Raw genomic sequence first — 14,206 nt, 5'->3', positions numbered from 1 at the left:
TGTTCACTGAGAGTACGTCTCGAAGTCATCCTCCTTCTGTCTCCTGAGGAAGAACTCGTCGGGTTCCTCGAAGGGATCCTTCATTACCAGGTCCTTGTTCTGGGGCATGAATTCCAGAGTTGAGACTGCGAACGGTATCATGGACGCAAAGTCCGACAGGGAGAGGTCGGCATCCTTGAGCTTCGCTTTGTACTTCAGATACGTGGAGTTGACCAATGAGAGCTGATGCGCGAAGCAGTAGACGTAGTTGTCCTGGATGTATCTCACGTAACTGCCGATGGAGTCGTTCGGACCGTCGTAGACCCTGAGGATCTCGCCGCATTCCTTGCAGACTCTGATCTTGTACTGTCTGTCGAAGCCGACCAATCTGAACTTGTTGCGTGCTACACCGCCCCAGTACCTGATCTTCATGGTACCGGTGAGGCGCTGAATGGTCCATTCCTCCCAGTCGATCTGGGAGAGGTCCCCTGCCATGCGTCCCTTTCCTTCGCTCAGAAGCTCGTAATCCTGCTCCGAGTACTTCGCCTTCTTGGATTTAATCCCGGGAATCAGATAATCGATGATGTCCAGGTCCCAATCGATATCGTCCGGATCCTTCTCGTAGAGTCCGAGGCCCATGTGGGTGAAGAGATAGGCCGCGGTGTGTCTGATGGAACGTATCTTCTGTTTGGGATGGACCTTCTTGATAATCCAATCCGGGTTGTCTTTCAGGAACTGCTTGGTGTTTATACGACCGAACAGCAGCGAATGGAAGTGCGGCGATGCCACCCATCCCTTCTGCTGCTGTCTCCAGGGATGGAATATGGTGACCCCTGCGTGGGCACCGTACTTCTGGAGCGAGTCGCACACGTAACTGTACAGCTCGTTGAATTCATCATAGGATTGCATCAGGGATTTCGCCATCTCCTGCGGTGGGGAGACGACCCAATGCCCTACGTCGGAGCACGGGAGGTCCTGCTTTTGCAGGAGGGTCTTGTACTTCATCAGTTGTTTTTCCACCTCGACACCGTGGTCGAGAGCGGTGTCGTTCATGCAATCAGGACAGCCGAGATCCCAGCAGTGGTTGCGCTTACCCTTGCAGAAATGCTCCGGATGATCGGGGCACATGCTGTAGACCATGCCTCCTGAGCTACCGCGGATGAAACCGCATCTGCAACGCTTCGGACGTTCGATATCGTGGGCGGGCATCTGCCATTCGATGAACCTGTGGTATTCGGGTCTGTAAAAGACGGGGTCTCCTGACCTGTCCATGAAACAGGTCGTTCCCTCCTGAATTTGATCGTAGATGTCGGAAATCGAGTCCCCTGTTGCGCTTGCAAGTCTAAGGTACTCTATGGCAGGATACAAAGCGGACTCCACTGGTAAGTGTTTGACATAATCGACGACAGGATGGGCCTTGAGGGCGGCCTGTTCAGCCATGCCCATGATCATCTCCTTCTCCATCTGGCGCTGGAGTTGTATGAGCATGTGCTCATCGTGTACTGCATCGAACTGCTCCAGTGTGGACATAGTAATGATCTATGAGGCGTTGGATGAGAGGGTGCCTCGGACCCTCATGTGTTTGAACGTGAATCCGTACCGTCAGGGGCGGGAAGCGGCGACGTTGTCGCCGTTGGAAGGCGGCCGGCGGTCGCCCGGGCTGTCGCCCTTGTCGGCGCCCGCTCGGCCTGTATTGTCGCCCGCACCCTTCGCTCGCTAAGGCTCGCTCCGGGTGCGCGACGTCCGCTCACGCGTCCGTCGGGCGACATGATGTGGACAGGGTGGGGGTCCGTCAGTGGAACGGACGGGCGGCGTTGCCGCCCTGAGGGGACCCTGCCCTGCGGGCATCGGAGGCCCGCCCCCGACCGCTGTCGCGCGTCAGGTCCTCTATCACCACGGCCTCGTTCCCCAACCAGGCACCGTAGTGCGATATCCTGTCCAGGTGGTCGGACCTGGCCAGAGCTCTCGACATCATGGTGTCGATGATCCTTTCTTCAAGCAGACGGACCAGGGGATGGTCCGCCATGCCATAGGCCTCGTAGAACTTGGCCAGTCTGAAGAAGTCCGGGGACATCCTCGGATCGGCCAGGGCGATCTCCGGGGGCAGAGGGATCTGCGACGATACCCTCATGCTCAGGAGTCTGTCCGTTTCCGGATCAGACGTGACACGGATGCTCATATGACCACATCCCTGAGCATGTGGCTGTTGCGATAGGTCCACCAGCCAACCTTGGGGATGGCGATGCACTCGTTGAACCTGGGGAAGAAGCACCAGGCCCTGCGGTCCGTCTCCGGATTGTGGGCGTTGGCGATGTCGATCCAACGGTTGGCCACAGCCTGTTCCAGTCTGTATTCTGGACGCTCGAACTGGAGGTCCTCCTGATGCATGTACTTGTGAAGAAGCACGGCATCCTGCGACCTGACGAATGCGATGTCAGTATCGGCCATGTTCTGAGTCGTGATGCAGACCACGTTACTCTTATGGCTGATGATGGACAGCCATCCCTGGATGTTCGTGTTCTTGGAGGAACCCCTGGACTGGAAGATCCTGTTCACATCCTCGATGACCGCTACCGCTCCCACAGGGATGTCGCAGGTCCTCTTGACCTTGTAATATCCGGGGAACATGCTGACATCGTAATCCAACGGGTCCAGCATGTACACCGGGCGCTTGGGCCAGCAGTAGGCTATCAGCGAATGGACGCTGCAGCTCTTTCCCTGCTTACCGGAGCCGACGGCTATGATCAGGCCGTGCTCCATACCCTTGATGTAATCGATGGTCTCGCTCATGCTCGCCACCATTATCGTCGGGGTACGGATCGGAGTACGACGTGTCGGGCCTGAAGTCCCTGCTGGTGAGTCCGAGGGCATCGGCCAGGAGGTCGAACTGCTCGCGCATCGTTTTCCTGGTATAGCCGAGGGCTATGGCGTAGGGGTATCCCTTGATCTGGAGGTTCTCCTTCAGGAGCTCGACGGTCATCCCGGAGAAGTTCTCGAAGAACTCCTCCCTTGTCATGACCGTTAGTGCGTCGAGGTCGTGAATCCAGCTGTACTGGATGTCGCCTGATTCGGTGTCGATCCTCTCGGCCACATACACGGGCATGCCCAAGGGGCTGTGGTACAGCACATTATTGCCGGCCTGGTCGAAGAACCTGAACATGGGGTCGGGGATGAATACCGCCCTGAACACATGTGTCTCGGGGTCCAGACAGATCACGACCTTCCCGGAGGGACGGTATAACATACGCACAGCCCATCTCCCGAGGATCCAGCCCGCCACGGGTGCTATCATGACGGGCCAGTACTCCTCCAGGAAACCGATGATGGCCTCCGGGCCGAAGATGTGGTAGCAAGCTACGACCAGAATGGCCAGAAGCAGTATCGAGATCGCTATCCAGACGAGCATCCTCCTGCGCTGACGGGCGTAGAACTCCTGGAGCTCCAGCTCCTGCTGCAGCCTCTGCTGTTCGAGGATGGGGTTCTGCGAAGGATCCATCTCGGGGATCTGCTGATCCGGATCATCCAGTGGATCAGAAGACATCCTTCACCTCTGTATCCATGAGCATCTTGTACCTCACGAAGGCCTTCCTGAAGAACAGGAAAGCGACGATGAGCATCAGTATTGGTACGAGAACCTGCATGATCTCACTCCCGCGTAGAAGATGATACCTCCGGCGAAGCTCAGTATCCCACCGACGGTCAGGAAGGCCAGGGTCTCCGGGATTCCGAGGGATTCAGAGATGAACGGGGACAGCCACGAGGAGGCTGCGAAGAGGACGATGCCGACAACCATTCTCACGATATCCATGTCAGTTCCCTCCCCAGAGCTTACCGTACGGTTTTCCCAGATTCAAGTTAGATTCCCTGCACTTTTCGCATTCGGAAACGTCGGAGTAGAATGCGATGTAGATCACCAGGCATTCCAGTGCGCATACGAAGAACAGGATGAAGCCGGATAGCATCCAGAACACCGTGGGATCCGTCGGGATGTTGTCCACTATCGCCTTCGCTACTGTGTTCCCGGTGGCGTCGCTCAGGAGACTTCCAAGAGAGTCCCCAGAAGCCAAGGTCACGACCAGATCCAGGATGAAGGATGCGTTCAGTAGTCCTGCCAGAAGCGGCACCCAGAAGATCATCTTCTTTCCCATCTGCGTGCCTCCTCGTTGTAATGCAGTCTTCCTACATTCTGGATGATCGGGGTCTCGAAATAGTCCTGGTCGAGATTGAATCTTCCCCTGACGTAGTTGATGACGAACTTCGTTATCAGGATCATTAGGACCACGAATCCGAAGATGATCAGGATCTGGGCGGCATCCTGTCCTATCCCTAAGGTGGAAGCAACCACGTTTGAAGCTCCGCCGTTGAGGAACAGATAGGTGAACCCTCCGGCTATCGCTACCTTGAAGGCGTTGCCCCAGGTCAGTACGGTCCTGGTACCGGCCTGGATAGCCTCGGATGCCACCTTGGTGGTGGAAGCTGCTGTTCCTCCTTTGAAGAGGTTGGACAGGAACTTCGTAAGACTGCTCCAGGCAGGCATGTTCAGAACCTCCTCGAACGGATGGCCATCGCCAGCACTATGAGTCCAAGGACCAGCATGATCAGAACGGCCACTCCGAAAGGTTCGGTGACGAAATCCTTCAGGAATGTACCGAAATCCTTCTGTTCGGGCTCGTCAGCAGAATTCTGGATCCAGATTGCCTTCGCCGTGACGTCACCGGAAAGGGTGACAGAGGAACCGGGCTGGTAGGTGAGCATACCGATGGCCCAGCCTCCGAACCTGTGGCCTTCTTTCACCCCGTTGTAACTTGGCAGAGTAACGGAAGTTCCGGATTTGACTGTCTGAGCTGACACCGATATCGAACCACCGTCGACATTGAACGTTATCGTGACGTTCTGATTGACGGGTGTGGGGGCATCAGAGATCCACAAGGCCTTGAAGGTCATGTCGCTTGATACGATGACGGTGTTCCCGGGCTGGTAGGTCAGATTGCTGTAGGTCCAGCCGCCGAAGGTGAATCCCTGCTTAGAGCCGTCATAGGACGGTAATGTGAGGAAAGAACCGTTGTTGACGGTCCTTGCAGCTACTGCTGACGAACCACCATCGACATCGAATGTGATGTGGTGGGTGATGACGGGCTGAACGTTCTCTGTCCATGAAGCTACGAGAGTGATGTTCGATGTGACCGGTGTAGCGAAGTCGTAGGCCTGACCGTTGAGCTTCCATTCGCTGAAGACGAATCCCGATCTTGTGGGTTTGACGGGGACCGTGGCGGTGGAACCGGACTGGACCGTCTGGGAGGGGACGGAGGATCCCCCGTTGCTGTCGAACGTCACGGTGTATGTGGTTACAGGAGCGGAGACCGGGATCCATTTGGCATAGAGGGTCATAGACCTGTTGACGCCTGCATCCCAATTGACGGGGTTGGTGAACTCAGGTTCGTAGAACCAACCGTCGAAGGAGTTGTTCGCTTTGGTAGGGTCTGCTGGTTTCGCTGCGGGTACGTTGTAGGCGGTCTGCTCTATTTGAGCTACCGCCGAACCGCCGTTGGATTCAAAGGTGATGACCGGGAATCCCATGATCTGCACCTTGTAAACCTCGACCGTGGATCCCTTGGGGTTGCTGGTTGTTTGGGTTATGTAGTATGTTCCCTTTGTGGCATATGTGTGCCTGGGGTTCCATTCCGTGCTGTGCTCGGAACCGTCGCCGAAGTCCCAGTCGATGGTCTGGGCGTCGGATCCGTCGAATACGAACTGCAGGGTGTATGAGTAGAACTCCCCGTAGTCCTTGTCGTATGCCTCGTCGGCATTCGCTTCGCTGATCGCGAAAGGCACCGCCATGAAGATGGCGGCGATTATGATTGCTGTTGTTCTGATATCATATTGCATAGATGATCGCACCTCCTGCGGGAGATGATGTGAATTCGAGGGACGAGATGACAGTGACTGTGAAGGTCTTGGTCGCAGACGTGTATCCGGACTTGGAGAAGGTCAGGGTGATGTCGTAGGTCCCTGTCTGGGTGGGTGTTCCCGATACCGTGGTTCCCGTAGACGAGAGCCATGATGCTCCGCTGATTGATACGGAGCATCCGCTGACGCTGACCGTCGGGGAGAACGACCAGTAGTTGCCAGCTACGGCGTACTGGTCGGGGGTACCGGATACGATTATGGTCAACTGTTTCCAAACAGCGTACAGCTGGGTGGTCCCGTAATCGAAGGAGTACGAGGATCCTGCGCTGTATGTCGCGGTGGTGGCTGAACTGGACTTGGACCATCCGAGGAACTGATATCCCGATCTCGTCGGTGTGGTTGACGAGAGCTGGATGGTCTTCGTTGCCGATGAATCGGTATAAGTTTGGTTTCCGGGAGCTCCGGAACCGCCGTTGGCGTTGTACTTGACCGTGTAACTGTACGTGTACACGGTATCCGATGTCATCTGGACCGCGGGATAGTAGGAGGCCTTTTTGGTCACGGTGACGGAGTCTCCGAGACTCGATCCATAGAGGGAGGAGGCCATGTTGTAGTTGCTTGAGGAGTAGGTGGTAGTGTATGTGTAATTGGATCCGGAACCGTTCTCCGTCGCCTTCCCGTACCAATCGACGTCGATGGAGGTTCCGGAAGCGATGGTGTAGGTCTTGCTGTTCGAGGTGACCTTGTCGTTGTCAACCCCGAGCAGCTTGAAGCTGTCCCAATTACCCTTGTAGATGGTGATCTGATAGTTCGTGACGTTCTGCTGCCATACCGCATACAGGGTCTTGGATCCGTTGTATGAGACGGATATGGAATCCCCTGCAGTGTAGGTTGCTGAAGTCGCAGAGCTCGAAGTGGACCATCCGAGGAAGGTGTATCCGGATCTGGATGGTTGCGTAGACGATACGGTAAAGGTGTGACTGCTAGTACTGGTGCCGGTGTAGGATTGGGTGCTGGGTGCGCCCGAACCGTTATTCGCATCGTAATATAGATAGCAGGTATAGTTCGTGGTCTGGGCCGATCTGGTGAAACTGGCGGTTATCGACTTCGCGGATGTAATCGTTCCCGATGTGCTGGACCATTTGGAGAACGAGTATGTGTAGGACGATGTGGCGGAAGAAGGAGTCGCCGTCACGGACTGACCGTCGCTGAACGTGATCTTGTTCCCGTTGGCGGTGTATGTGGTGCCTGAAGCGACGGATACGCTGGTCTTGCTGACGGAACCGTAGCTAGATGGGCTCGCAGAGAAGGATACGGTGTACTTGGTGGTGGATGCCGCCTTGACGGTGACACCATATAGGAGGTCCTCGAGCTCATCTACCCCTCCCTCGTCCATGATGACCAGACGCATGTAGTATTTGCCCGGGGACAATGTGGATTTGGCAGTAAGTACGAGACCGTTGGCATTCGGTTCCAGATCGTATTTTGAAGACTGGACCCAAGTCCCCCATGTGGTACTAGTAGCCAATCCGCATGAGTAGTTTCCACCGGCCGCCTGGATCAGATCCCACCAGTCCTCATGGAGGTCGTCGACCCAGTAGAAGGTCTTGGTCTCGCCCACGTTTATGGTGAGATCGTCTTCCACGATGTCCACTGCATTGGAATCATCCGAATCAAGGACGATATGAGTGACGGCAGCCAGCAGGATGGCCGAGGCGATGACGATCATGAGCTTGTGCTTGAAGTCCATGCTATCACACGGCGTAGATGATCGCACCGGCTGTCGGTACACTGCTGAACACCAGCTGGTTAAAGACGTTGACGTCCACGTCGACGGTGACTGTCTGACCTGCTGCGGATGTGACCATTACAATAGCGGTGAGGTCCTGTTCGGCGGAGTTGTCGATGGCATAGAGCTTGCCGTCAGCTATTCTTACTGAAAGGCCTGCGGCTTCAGTGGATGCCGTCATGACGTTCCCGGAACCTCCGGTGACCGTGAATGCTACGGTTGAACCTTCGGTACCTGCCAGGAGGTTGAGTGTCGTGTCCCCGGAGATGGCTAGAGTATCCTCCACATCCACTTCGATATCGACCGTTGCGGTCTGTCCGTATACTGTTGAGCAAGTGACAGTGATGATCTGATCCATTCCTATGGTAGTGGGATTCACTACCACGAGCGTTCCGTTGTCAACGGAAGCTCCGTTGAACTCGGATACGGACCAAGTCTTGGCCGAGGATTCGGAGGATGTTATGGACACGGATATTTCGGAAGCATTGTTCTTGTAGGTTAGGATGGAGTCGTCGCAGCTCAGGGTTAGAGCGGGTTCCGACTGGATGGTGATCTGCTTGGTCGCAGACTGGGAAGGTCCGTGGGAAGATGTTCCCGTGATGGTAATGGTGGAGGACTGGACTGCAACGGATCTTCCGGAGACGACTCCCGTATCGGAATTCAGAGAGAATCCCTCGGGGAGGGTACCGCTGGTGACCGCCCAGGTGACCCCGATATCCGATCCGTTGGCGATTACATCGGAGGATACCGTTGTGTTGTAGGACCTGATTGTCTGGACTTCGCCTCCGACGATCTTGGAGTATACCGTGAAGGATACTTCCAGATCCTTGGACTGGCCGTTGGCGGTCGCTGTCAGGTAGACAGTCTGGAGTCCGATCTCGGTGGGGATACCGGAGACTTGACCGTTGGAGAATGTGAGTCCTGCAGGCAATATTTTCCCGGGTGTGACAGCCCAGGAGACGGCTCCCATGTCGGAAGTTCCGGTGGGCGTGAAGCTGATGTTGCTTCCCTTGACGATGTCGTTGATGGTTCCGGATACGTTCAATCCGTTGACCACGGTGAACGTGACGTACTGATAGGCTGTCTGGGCTATCGGGGAAGTCATGCTGGCCTTGATCACGATATTGTAGACGGTGCCTACTGTTGCTGAGGTGGGGATGTTCACGGTGATCGTCTTGTTGGAGACGGAACCGATGTTCCCGTCGTTGACCTGAAGTGATACGGTCAGATACTGTGTGAGATCGCTCGGGAATTCGGGTGTGTAGGTCCACCTGTATCCGGGAGCGATGTTGATGTTCGTCGCTTCACCGTATGTAGTGCTCAGGTCTTCACCGATGGCGTCGGATTCCTCCGAGAACACGAAGGATCCCGCCAGGAGCATGGCGAGGACCGCGAAGGCGGCGATGAGTTTCTTGTCGTTTAACATGTTTTCAACTCGTTTGATTGGGAGGTTTAGATACGGACCTCCCGACCGTTGTTCGATTGCTTTGGAATGGCGAGGTAGACCGCAGTGAGGATCAGCAGGGAATACAGGAGAACCGGCAGCCAGTAGATCCCCAGGAAGGACTGGAAATCCAGCCCGGAGACGTACTCCACGCCGGAATCGTCCTGTGTAAGCCAGGAAATGCCCAGATCTATGCCGATCCAGGCGAGCATCGAGGCTATCGCGGGGATTATCGCAGGGAGGGGCAAGAGCAGCACCTCCTTCCGATACGGCGTCTGATCATCAGCGCTATCGTTAGAAGTCCAAGGACGGAGATCAACCAGAAATCCGGGTCATCAAGAGCATTGGCCATGACGTCCCATACCGTTGTCACGGGAACGACGATTTCCGTCATCGGTATCCTCTCCTGTTGTGGAACCTGTTCAGCAGCCTTTTCAGACAGGTTTTGTTACTTCCTGCGGTCACAGGATGCATGTCGCGGAGGACGAACAGAGAGATGGCGATCACGGCGATGATGAAGAACACGGCCATGACCACCAAGTAATCATGGTTCTGCTCCTCCAGATCTTGGATGTCGGTACCCCTGATGGTGAGCTTCAATGTCTTGGAATCCGACGTACCGTTGTCGTGGTGGACTTTGACCGTAAGCTCGAAGATGCCCTTCTCCTTGGGTTCAACCCTCAGGACGTTGTCCTTCACCGTCACGAAATCGGATGCCGAACCGGAGACTGTGATTATCTCTCCGGATCTGAGCGACAGGATGATGTCCTGCTTCTCGCCCAGCAGCATCTCGAAATCCGTCAGCCGGAGGACGTCGGTCCTCTCGGAGGGCGCGATGTCGATGGAGACGGTCTTCGAGCATGAGGTCTCTGAGACGTTGTTCACAGCCTTGCATACTATTGTGTACCTGCCTTCGGCCGCGTAGGTGAATCCGTTGCCCTGTTCCGGTATACCGTCGCCTGTGAAATCATAGGTGTAGAACGATGCGTTCTGTCCTTTGAACAATGCCACGACGGTATGACCGTCATCTCCGACCTCGACGTCGAAATCCGCTACGGGAGCCGATGTCTCCGCCTGGTAGACGGTGATAGTCCAGGATTCCGATCCCGCGGTTACCTGATATGAACTGCCGACATCGTAGCGGTCAGGGGTGCCGTAGATCACGGTGTATTCCTTGTCCCCCACGGTCTCGTTCCTCACGGAGAACGGAGAACCGCTCTGAACCGAAGCGTCGATGCGTCCGTCGATCACGTAGGAATATTCGATACCGGACCATGCGGCTTCCCTGTAGTAGTTATCCAGACAGATGATGTCCACCGTGGATGAGACGAAAGATCCGTCCTGACCGGCTATGGTGCAGGTGACCGTGAATGCTCCGGATGTCGGGAACTCGTACAATGCTGTGGCCGACGATGTGGCGAACACCCTCTGGTCGATGGACCAGATGATGTTGCCGGCGTTGGCGTATCCTGAAAGGACGAAGTCGTAGACCCTAGGCTCGGTTGCCCTTGGCGTTGCCGTTATGGTTCCCATGACGGGAGCGGGGGCCGATGCCTGTCTTTCGTTCACTTTCACGAATACGGTGTTGCTCACGTCAACGTATCCTTCCATCGATGCGGTATAGGTCACGGCGTATGTCCCGACGGAGGAGAGCGTTCCGGTTATGGTCCTGTCCTCGACCCTCAGACCTGCGGATCCGCTGACCTGGTTGCCGTCAAGGGTGACGGAGACCAATGAAATGGAAGCATTGGTGGGATTGGTGACAGGGGTGTAGGAGAACAGATCCCCTTCACTCAGGACGTATTCTATAGGTTTGACGATGGTGATCGGGACGTTGATTGTGATCTCCGCTTCGCCGGAGATGTATCCGGTGTAGGATGCCTCTATGAGAACATGATATGTCCCCGGGAGGACATCGGTCATGTCCAGTTCGATGTCGTGACCGTCTATCGTCACATTCTTCTGGGAAAGACCTCCGTACGAGGATACCGACAGCATCGCATCTGCTGGATCGGAATGCATCGGCAAGGATGCGGTCTGACCGCTGGTGACGGTGGCTGTGGAGTCAGAGATCTGGACGGTGTTCCTCTCCCAGACGGCATAGAGGGTCACATTTTCGGTAGCCTTGTACGAAGAGAGGGCGTCAACTGAGGTGGCGGATACCGCCCACCCCTTGAAGGTGTATGCTCCGGAGGAGTGGGTGGCTTGAGGCAACGATGCGTATGAACCTTTGCTAATGGTCTCCGACCATGTCGTATTGCCGTTCACGAGACCGATTCCTGCGTCATAGGTCACGGTGCACTCGCCGGCGTAGACGAGCACGGTGAACCTGTAAAAGTTGGAATCGTCCGAAAGCATGAAGGAGTATGTCCCCTGCTGCGCCGCCAAGGTTCCGCGGATGTATGTGTTGTACTTCCAACCGTACCAGGTCTTCTCGACCTGATCCATATCCAACCGCAGTCCGTCCGGGAGGGAACCGCTGTATAAGAACAGTCCTTCCCGTCCGGTGATCTCCGTGATGTCGGTCTCGACCTGCTGGCCTACCTCGTATTCCAGATTGTAGGTGTTGATGTAGGCGTCGGAACCATCCGCGGGGATGATGGCCGGGGCCATGACCATGAGCAAGGCCATAGCTATCATTGAGACGCGTATGATCCCGTTCATGACATCACTCCGGGAGCTGTCTCCTGAGGGGTCTGGGGTTCTTGAAGAACAGCAACGGGTTCTCCCTCACGACCTCTACCATGGCTTTTCTATCGGAGGTGTTCGTCTCCGGATCGGTGATGACCCTGAGTGAGAACGCAGTGTTCTTCGCACGGTTATTCCTGTTGACCGCTCCGACGAAGAACTTCTTCTTCGCGGGGGACATCTGATCGAACTCCTCTTGGGGCTTCCAGAACCTGGATCTCAGGGAATCCCTGTGCGGAGCATTCGCCACTTCCTCCGCCGAAGCGAAGAGCTCCGGGTGCTGGTCCTTGAAAGCGATGAGGTTATCCACCGTCTCGACGTTGGAGTTGGGGTTGTTCACGACCTTGTCGAAGTACCTGGTCCTGGAGATGTTGTCCCTCAGATGCGTGACCGTGTTCGCGATCTCGTTGGGGGAACGGGCCTGATCGACGGGCTTGTGCTGGAAGTTGAAGAACCTCCTCCTCTGATTCCTCTGAGCACCGGACTTCTTCGGTCCGAGCATCATGTAGGCAGCGAACTGTTCGTCGTTGGCCACCAACGCTGAGTTGGAATTAAGGAAATACTTCGCATTCTCCACGGTCTGCGGATTGGATTCGGAGTTGTTGACGATCTTCTCCAGGAACAGCCTTCCGCGGATCGGGTTGCCGAATCCCTTTAGGATCGCACCGAGTTCGTCTATGGATCTAGCTTCGGATATCGGCTTCTTCCTTCTGAAAAGTCCGTTGCCCTTGGCGTAGGTGTCCTGTCTGGGCCTGAACGTCGTCAGCCTTCCGCCGTCATGCCACTCGCCGACGGGGTTGCCGGAGGGATCGTACGAATTGCCGTATGCGTCGTAGCTGTAGCCGTCAGAGTAGACGCGTCCGTTGGATCTGTTGCGATAGCCGCCGGAGAATCCCCTCTCGGCCACCCAGGAGCCCTGGGATCTCCTGAACTGATTGTCGTTCTGTCCCTTGCGCCTGGTGGCCTTCATCTGTTCGTCCGAAAGGAACCTGTTGGGGTTCTGCGCCCTGAACTGCCTTAGGAGGCTGAGGTTCGCGTCAGGGGTGTTCGGATTCGTCATGCACTTGTTGTAGTACCTCGTGGCCTGCAGCGGCGACATCCCGCCGAATATGCGGGTCACCTCCGAAGGGCTGAGGTCCTGTGGTCTTCCTAAATCGTTTGTTGAAACCATTTCGTTCACCTGATCGGTGTGTAGCCCGGATTTGGCTCCCTCCGGGCGGGGGAAGTTCTCGGGGGACGGCGAACTGTTACTTTTAGGGGGTTGAATGTCTACATGCCGATGTACCGTCCCCTTTCCTCTCACGTCATACCCTTGGAATTCCAGACCTTGAGGACGGTCCGATTCCCGAGTGTGTCCACCTGTACCACTTTGACGAGGGATGTGTTGTCCAGCTCCATGAGCTTCTCAGCCCTGGAGTAGGCCTCATCCCTGTCCTCGGAGTGCAGCTTCTTCGTTCTGATCTCCGAGTGGTTCAGGAAGTACGTGTGGACGATGACGTATTCCTTGACCTCTGTCATGCGCCCCTGAACTGGGCCATAAGCTCCTTTCCTGTAGCGGCATCACCGCTGCTGGTGACGGATTCGATGTCCACGCCTTCGAGGATTACGGCCATGTCGTTGGCGAAATCCGCGAACTCCTTCCACCACTTCCCCTTGAGAGGGAGGTCGAGGAACTCGTTTCCGAACTTAGCGGTGAGCCTGGGTACGGCGGGGGAGCGGGCACCGGTCCTCTCATCGAACTTGCTCGAGAGCTTGAGTCCGATGTAGATCGATCCAGAACTGAAGGACCTCACGGGGGTCTTGATCTCCTCCTTGTTGTCCGTCATGTTCACAGATCCGAACTGTGTCTTGAGGTCGTTTGCAATACTGTTCTTTGCTTCGTTCTTGACTGTATCAGCCATGTCGTTTTTCTCTCCTTTCGAGTTGTTTTCCCGCAAAATTGCGGTAAGTAGTTTGAACAGTTCTGCAATACTAATTTCATAATCTCCGATTGTGCGGTTGCACTACAATCCGGCATGTTCAAGGTTGCTCCTGAATAGAGGCAAACCCTTTCAGAATCACGTCCTAGAACGGATATTTCCGAAATGCTGGCTAGGGGGGTTGTGACTCCCGTCTGGAGCACTCATTATTTTACACACTGATTCTGGACAAGCGTATGGCTGCCAAGTCTACGGAGATGATCCGAGCCAGAGTTTCTCTTTTCAGCCGATAATACTCTTGCGGTAAGCATCGCTCCTCTTGGAGATTTCCTCTACATTTTTATCCGTAACCAGATGGACCTCTGGAAGGTCGTCCGGGTGCTCCCTGAGGAACGTCTCTAGGAGCGCCTGGTCGGAGAAGTCCATGTTCTTGAGGTAATTCCTGCTCCAGTTCTCCGCTATGAGCGATGCGGAGTAAGC

General features: G+C 55.5%; 15 protein-coding genes and 1 pseudogene (1 of these 16 running past the window's edge). All 16 read right to left on the bottom strand.

Annotation, left to right across the window (positions count from 1 at the left end; genetic code table 11):
• Window positions 1-3: 3 nt before the first annotated feature.
• Window positions 4-1,509 carry a hypothetical protein gene (locus tag E7Z62_05465; protein MBE6522557.1) on the bottom strand — a complete coding sequence of 502 codons (1,506 nt, stop codon included), beginning with the start codon at window positions 1,507-1,509 and terminating at the stop codon, window positions 4-6.
• Window positions 1,510-1,771: 262 nt separating this feature from the next.
• A complete protein-coding gene (locus E7Z62_05460; protein MBE6522556.1) occupies window positions 1,772-2,158 on the bottom strand; it encodes a hypothetical protein in 387 nt (128 codons plus the stop codon).
• Entirely contained in the window at window positions 2,155-2,769 is a 615-nt protein-coding gene (locus tag E7Z62_05455) for a hypothetical protein (GenBank protein MBE6522555.1), read from the bottom strand. The genes E7Z62_05460 and E7Z62_05455 overlap by 4 nt, the downstream gene beginning before the upstream one ends.
• On the bottom strand, window positions 2,702-3,520 hold the full coding sequence (locus E7Z62_05450; GenBank protein ID MBE6522554.1) for a hypothetical protein: 819 nt from the start codon (window positions 3,518-3,520) through the stop codon (window positions 2,702-2,704). Before E7Z62_05450 ends, E7Z62_05455 begins: the two co-directional genes overlap by 68 nt.
• A 75-nt stretch (window positions 3,521-3,595) precedes the next feature.
• Window positions 3,596-3,787, bottom strand: coding sequence for a hypothetical protein (locus E7Z62_05445; GenBank protein ID MBE6522553.1), 192 nt, complete (start codon window positions 3,785-3,787; stop codon window positions 3,596-3,598).
• Between the two features lies 1 nt (window position 3,788).
• Window positions 3,789-4,127 carry a hypothetical protein gene (locus tag E7Z62_05440; protein MBE6522552.1) on the bottom strand — a complete coding sequence of 113 codons (339 nt, stop codon included), beginning with the start codon at window positions 4,125-4,127 and terminating at the stop codon, window positions 3,789-3,791.
• Window positions 4,112-4,516 (bottom strand): hypothetical protein, encoded by a 405-nt coding sequence (locus tag E7Z62_05435; GenBank protein ID MBE6522551.1) that lies wholly within the window; start codon window positions 4,514-4,516, stop codon window positions 4,112-4,114. Before E7Z62_05435 ends, E7Z62_05440 begins: the two co-directional genes overlap by 16 nt.
• Window positions 4,517-4,518: 2 nt before the next feature.
• Complete coding sequence (locus E7Z62_05430; protein ID MBE6522550.1) at window positions 4,519-5,865, bottom strand: PKD domain-containing protein; 1,347 nt, start codon at window positions 5,863-5,865, stop codon at window positions 4,519-4,521.
• The gene (locus E7Z62_05425) at window positions 5,855-7,636 is read right to left on the bottom strand and encodes a hypothetical protein (GenBank protein MBE6522549.1); all 1,782 of its coding nucleotides are present in this window, start codon (window positions 7,634-7,636) and stop codon (window positions 5,855-5,857) included. Before E7Z62_05425 ends, E7Z62_05430 begins: the two co-directional genes overlap by 11 nt.
• A 4-nt stretch (window positions 7,637-7,640) precedes the next feature.
• Complete coding sequence (locus E7Z62_05420; protein MBE6522548.1) at window positions 7,641-9,101, bottom strand: hypothetical protein; 1,461 nt, start codon at window positions 9,099-9,101, stop codon at window positions 7,641-7,643.
• A 26-nt stretch (window positions 9,102-9,127) separates the two neighbouring features.
• Entirely contained in the window at window positions 9,128-9,367 is a 240-nt protein-coding gene (locus E7Z62_05415; GenBank protein MBE6522547.1) for a hypothetical protein, read from the bottom strand.
• 142 nt (window positions 9,368-9,509) lie between these two features.
• Window positions 9,510-11,783, bottom strand: coding sequence for a hypothetical protein (locus tag E7Z62_05410; GenBank protein MBE6522546.1), 2,274 nt, complete (start codon window positions 11,781-11,783; stop codon window positions 9,510-9,512).
• Window positions 11,784-11,787: 4 nt separating this feature from the next.
• The gene (locus E7Z62_05405; protein ID MBE6522545.1) at window positions 11,788-12,978 is read right to left on the bottom strand and encodes a hypothetical protein; all 1,191 of its coding nucleotides are present in this window, start codon (window positions 12,976-12,978) and stop codon (window positions 11,788-11,790) included.
• A gap of 128 nt (window positions 12,979-13,106) precedes the next feature.
• Complete coding sequence (locus tag E7Z62_05400; GenBank protein MBE6522544.1) at window positions 13,107-13,325, bottom strand: hypothetical protein; 219 nt, start codon at window positions 13,323-13,325, stop codon at window positions 13,107-13,109.
• The gene (locus E7Z62_05395) at window positions 13,322-13,708 is read right to left on the bottom strand and encodes a hypothetical protein (protein MBE6522543.1); all 387 of its coding nucleotides are present in this window, start codon (window positions 13,706-13,708) and stop codon (window positions 13,322-13,324) included. Before E7Z62_05395 ends, E7Z62_05400 begins: the two co-directional genes overlap by 4 nt.
• A gap of 300 nt (window positions 13,709-14,008) precedes the next feature.
• Window positions 14,009-14,206: pseudogene (locus tag E7Z62_05390) on the bottom strand (hypothetical protein) (it continues 1,086 nt past the right edge of the window).

This window comes from Thermoplasmata archaeon, assembly GCA_015063285.1.
Taxonomy (GTDB): domain Archaea; phylum Thermoplasmatota; class Thermoplasmata; order Methanomassiliicoccales; family Methanomethylophilaceae; genus Methanoprimaticola.
The sequence above is the reverse complement of the archived record's forward strand: the minus strand, read 5'-3'. Positions and strand labels throughout refer to the sequence as shown.

Excerpts from the sequence above, each read along its gene's own strand:
- E7Z62_05465 (MBE6522557.1), bottom strand. The coding sequence starts at position 1,509 with ATGTCCACACTGGAGCAGTTCGATGCAGTACACGATGAGCACATGCTC.
- E7Z62_05460 (MBE6522556.1), bottom strand. The coding sequence starts at position 2,158 with ATGAGCATCCGTGTCACGTCTGATCCGGAAACGGACAGACTCCTGAGC.
- E7Z62_05455 (MBE6522555.1), bottom strand. The coding sequence starts at position 2,769 with ATGAGCGAGACCATCGATTACATCAAGGGTATGGAGCACGGCCTGATC.
- E7Z62_05450 (MBE6522554.1), bottom strand. The coding sequence starts at position 3,520 with ATGTCTTCTGATCCACTGGATGATCCGGATCAGCAGATCCCCGAGATG.
- E7Z62_05445 (MBE6522553.1), bottom strand. The coding sequence starts at position 3,787 with ATGGATATCGTGAGAATGGTTGTCGGCATCGTCCTCTTCGCAGCCTCC.
- E7Z62_05440 (MBE6522552.1), bottom strand. The coding sequence starts at position 4,127 with ATGGGAAAGAAGATGATCTTCTGGGTGCCGCTTCTGGCAGGACTACTG.
- E7Z62_05435 (MBE6522551.1), bottom strand. The coding sequence starts at position 4,516 with ATGCCTGCCTGGAGCAGTCTTACGAAGTTCCTGTCCAACCTCTTCAAA.
- E7Z62_05430 (MBE6522550.1), bottom strand. The coding sequence starts at position 5,865 with ATGCAATATGATATCAGAACAACAGCAATCATAATCGCCGCCATCTTC.
- E7Z62_05425 (MBE6522549.1), bottom strand. The coding sequence starts at position 7,636 with ATGGACTTCAAGCACAAGCTCATGATCGTCATCGCCTCGGCCATCCTG.
- E7Z62_05420 (MBE6522548.1), bottom strand. The coding sequence starts at position 9,101 with ATGTTAAACGACAAGAAACTCATCGCCGCCTTCGCGGTCCTCGCCATG.
- E7Z62_05410 (MBE6522546.1), bottom strand. The coding sequence starts at position 11,783 with ATGAACGGGATCATACGCGTCTCAATGATAGCTATGGCCTTGCTCATG.
- E7Z62_05405 (MBE6522545.1), bottom strand. The coding sequence starts at position 12,978 with ATGGTTTCAACAAACGATTTAGGAAGACCACAGGACCTCAGCCCTTCG.
- E7Z62_05400 (MBE6522544.1), bottom strand. The coding sequence starts at position 13,325 with ATGACAGAGGTCAAGGAATACGTCATCGTCCACACGTACTTCCTGAAC.
- E7Z62_05395 (MBE6522543.1), bottom strand. The coding sequence starts at position 13,708 with ATGGCTGATACAGTCAAGAACGAAGCAAAGAACAGTATTGCAAACGAC.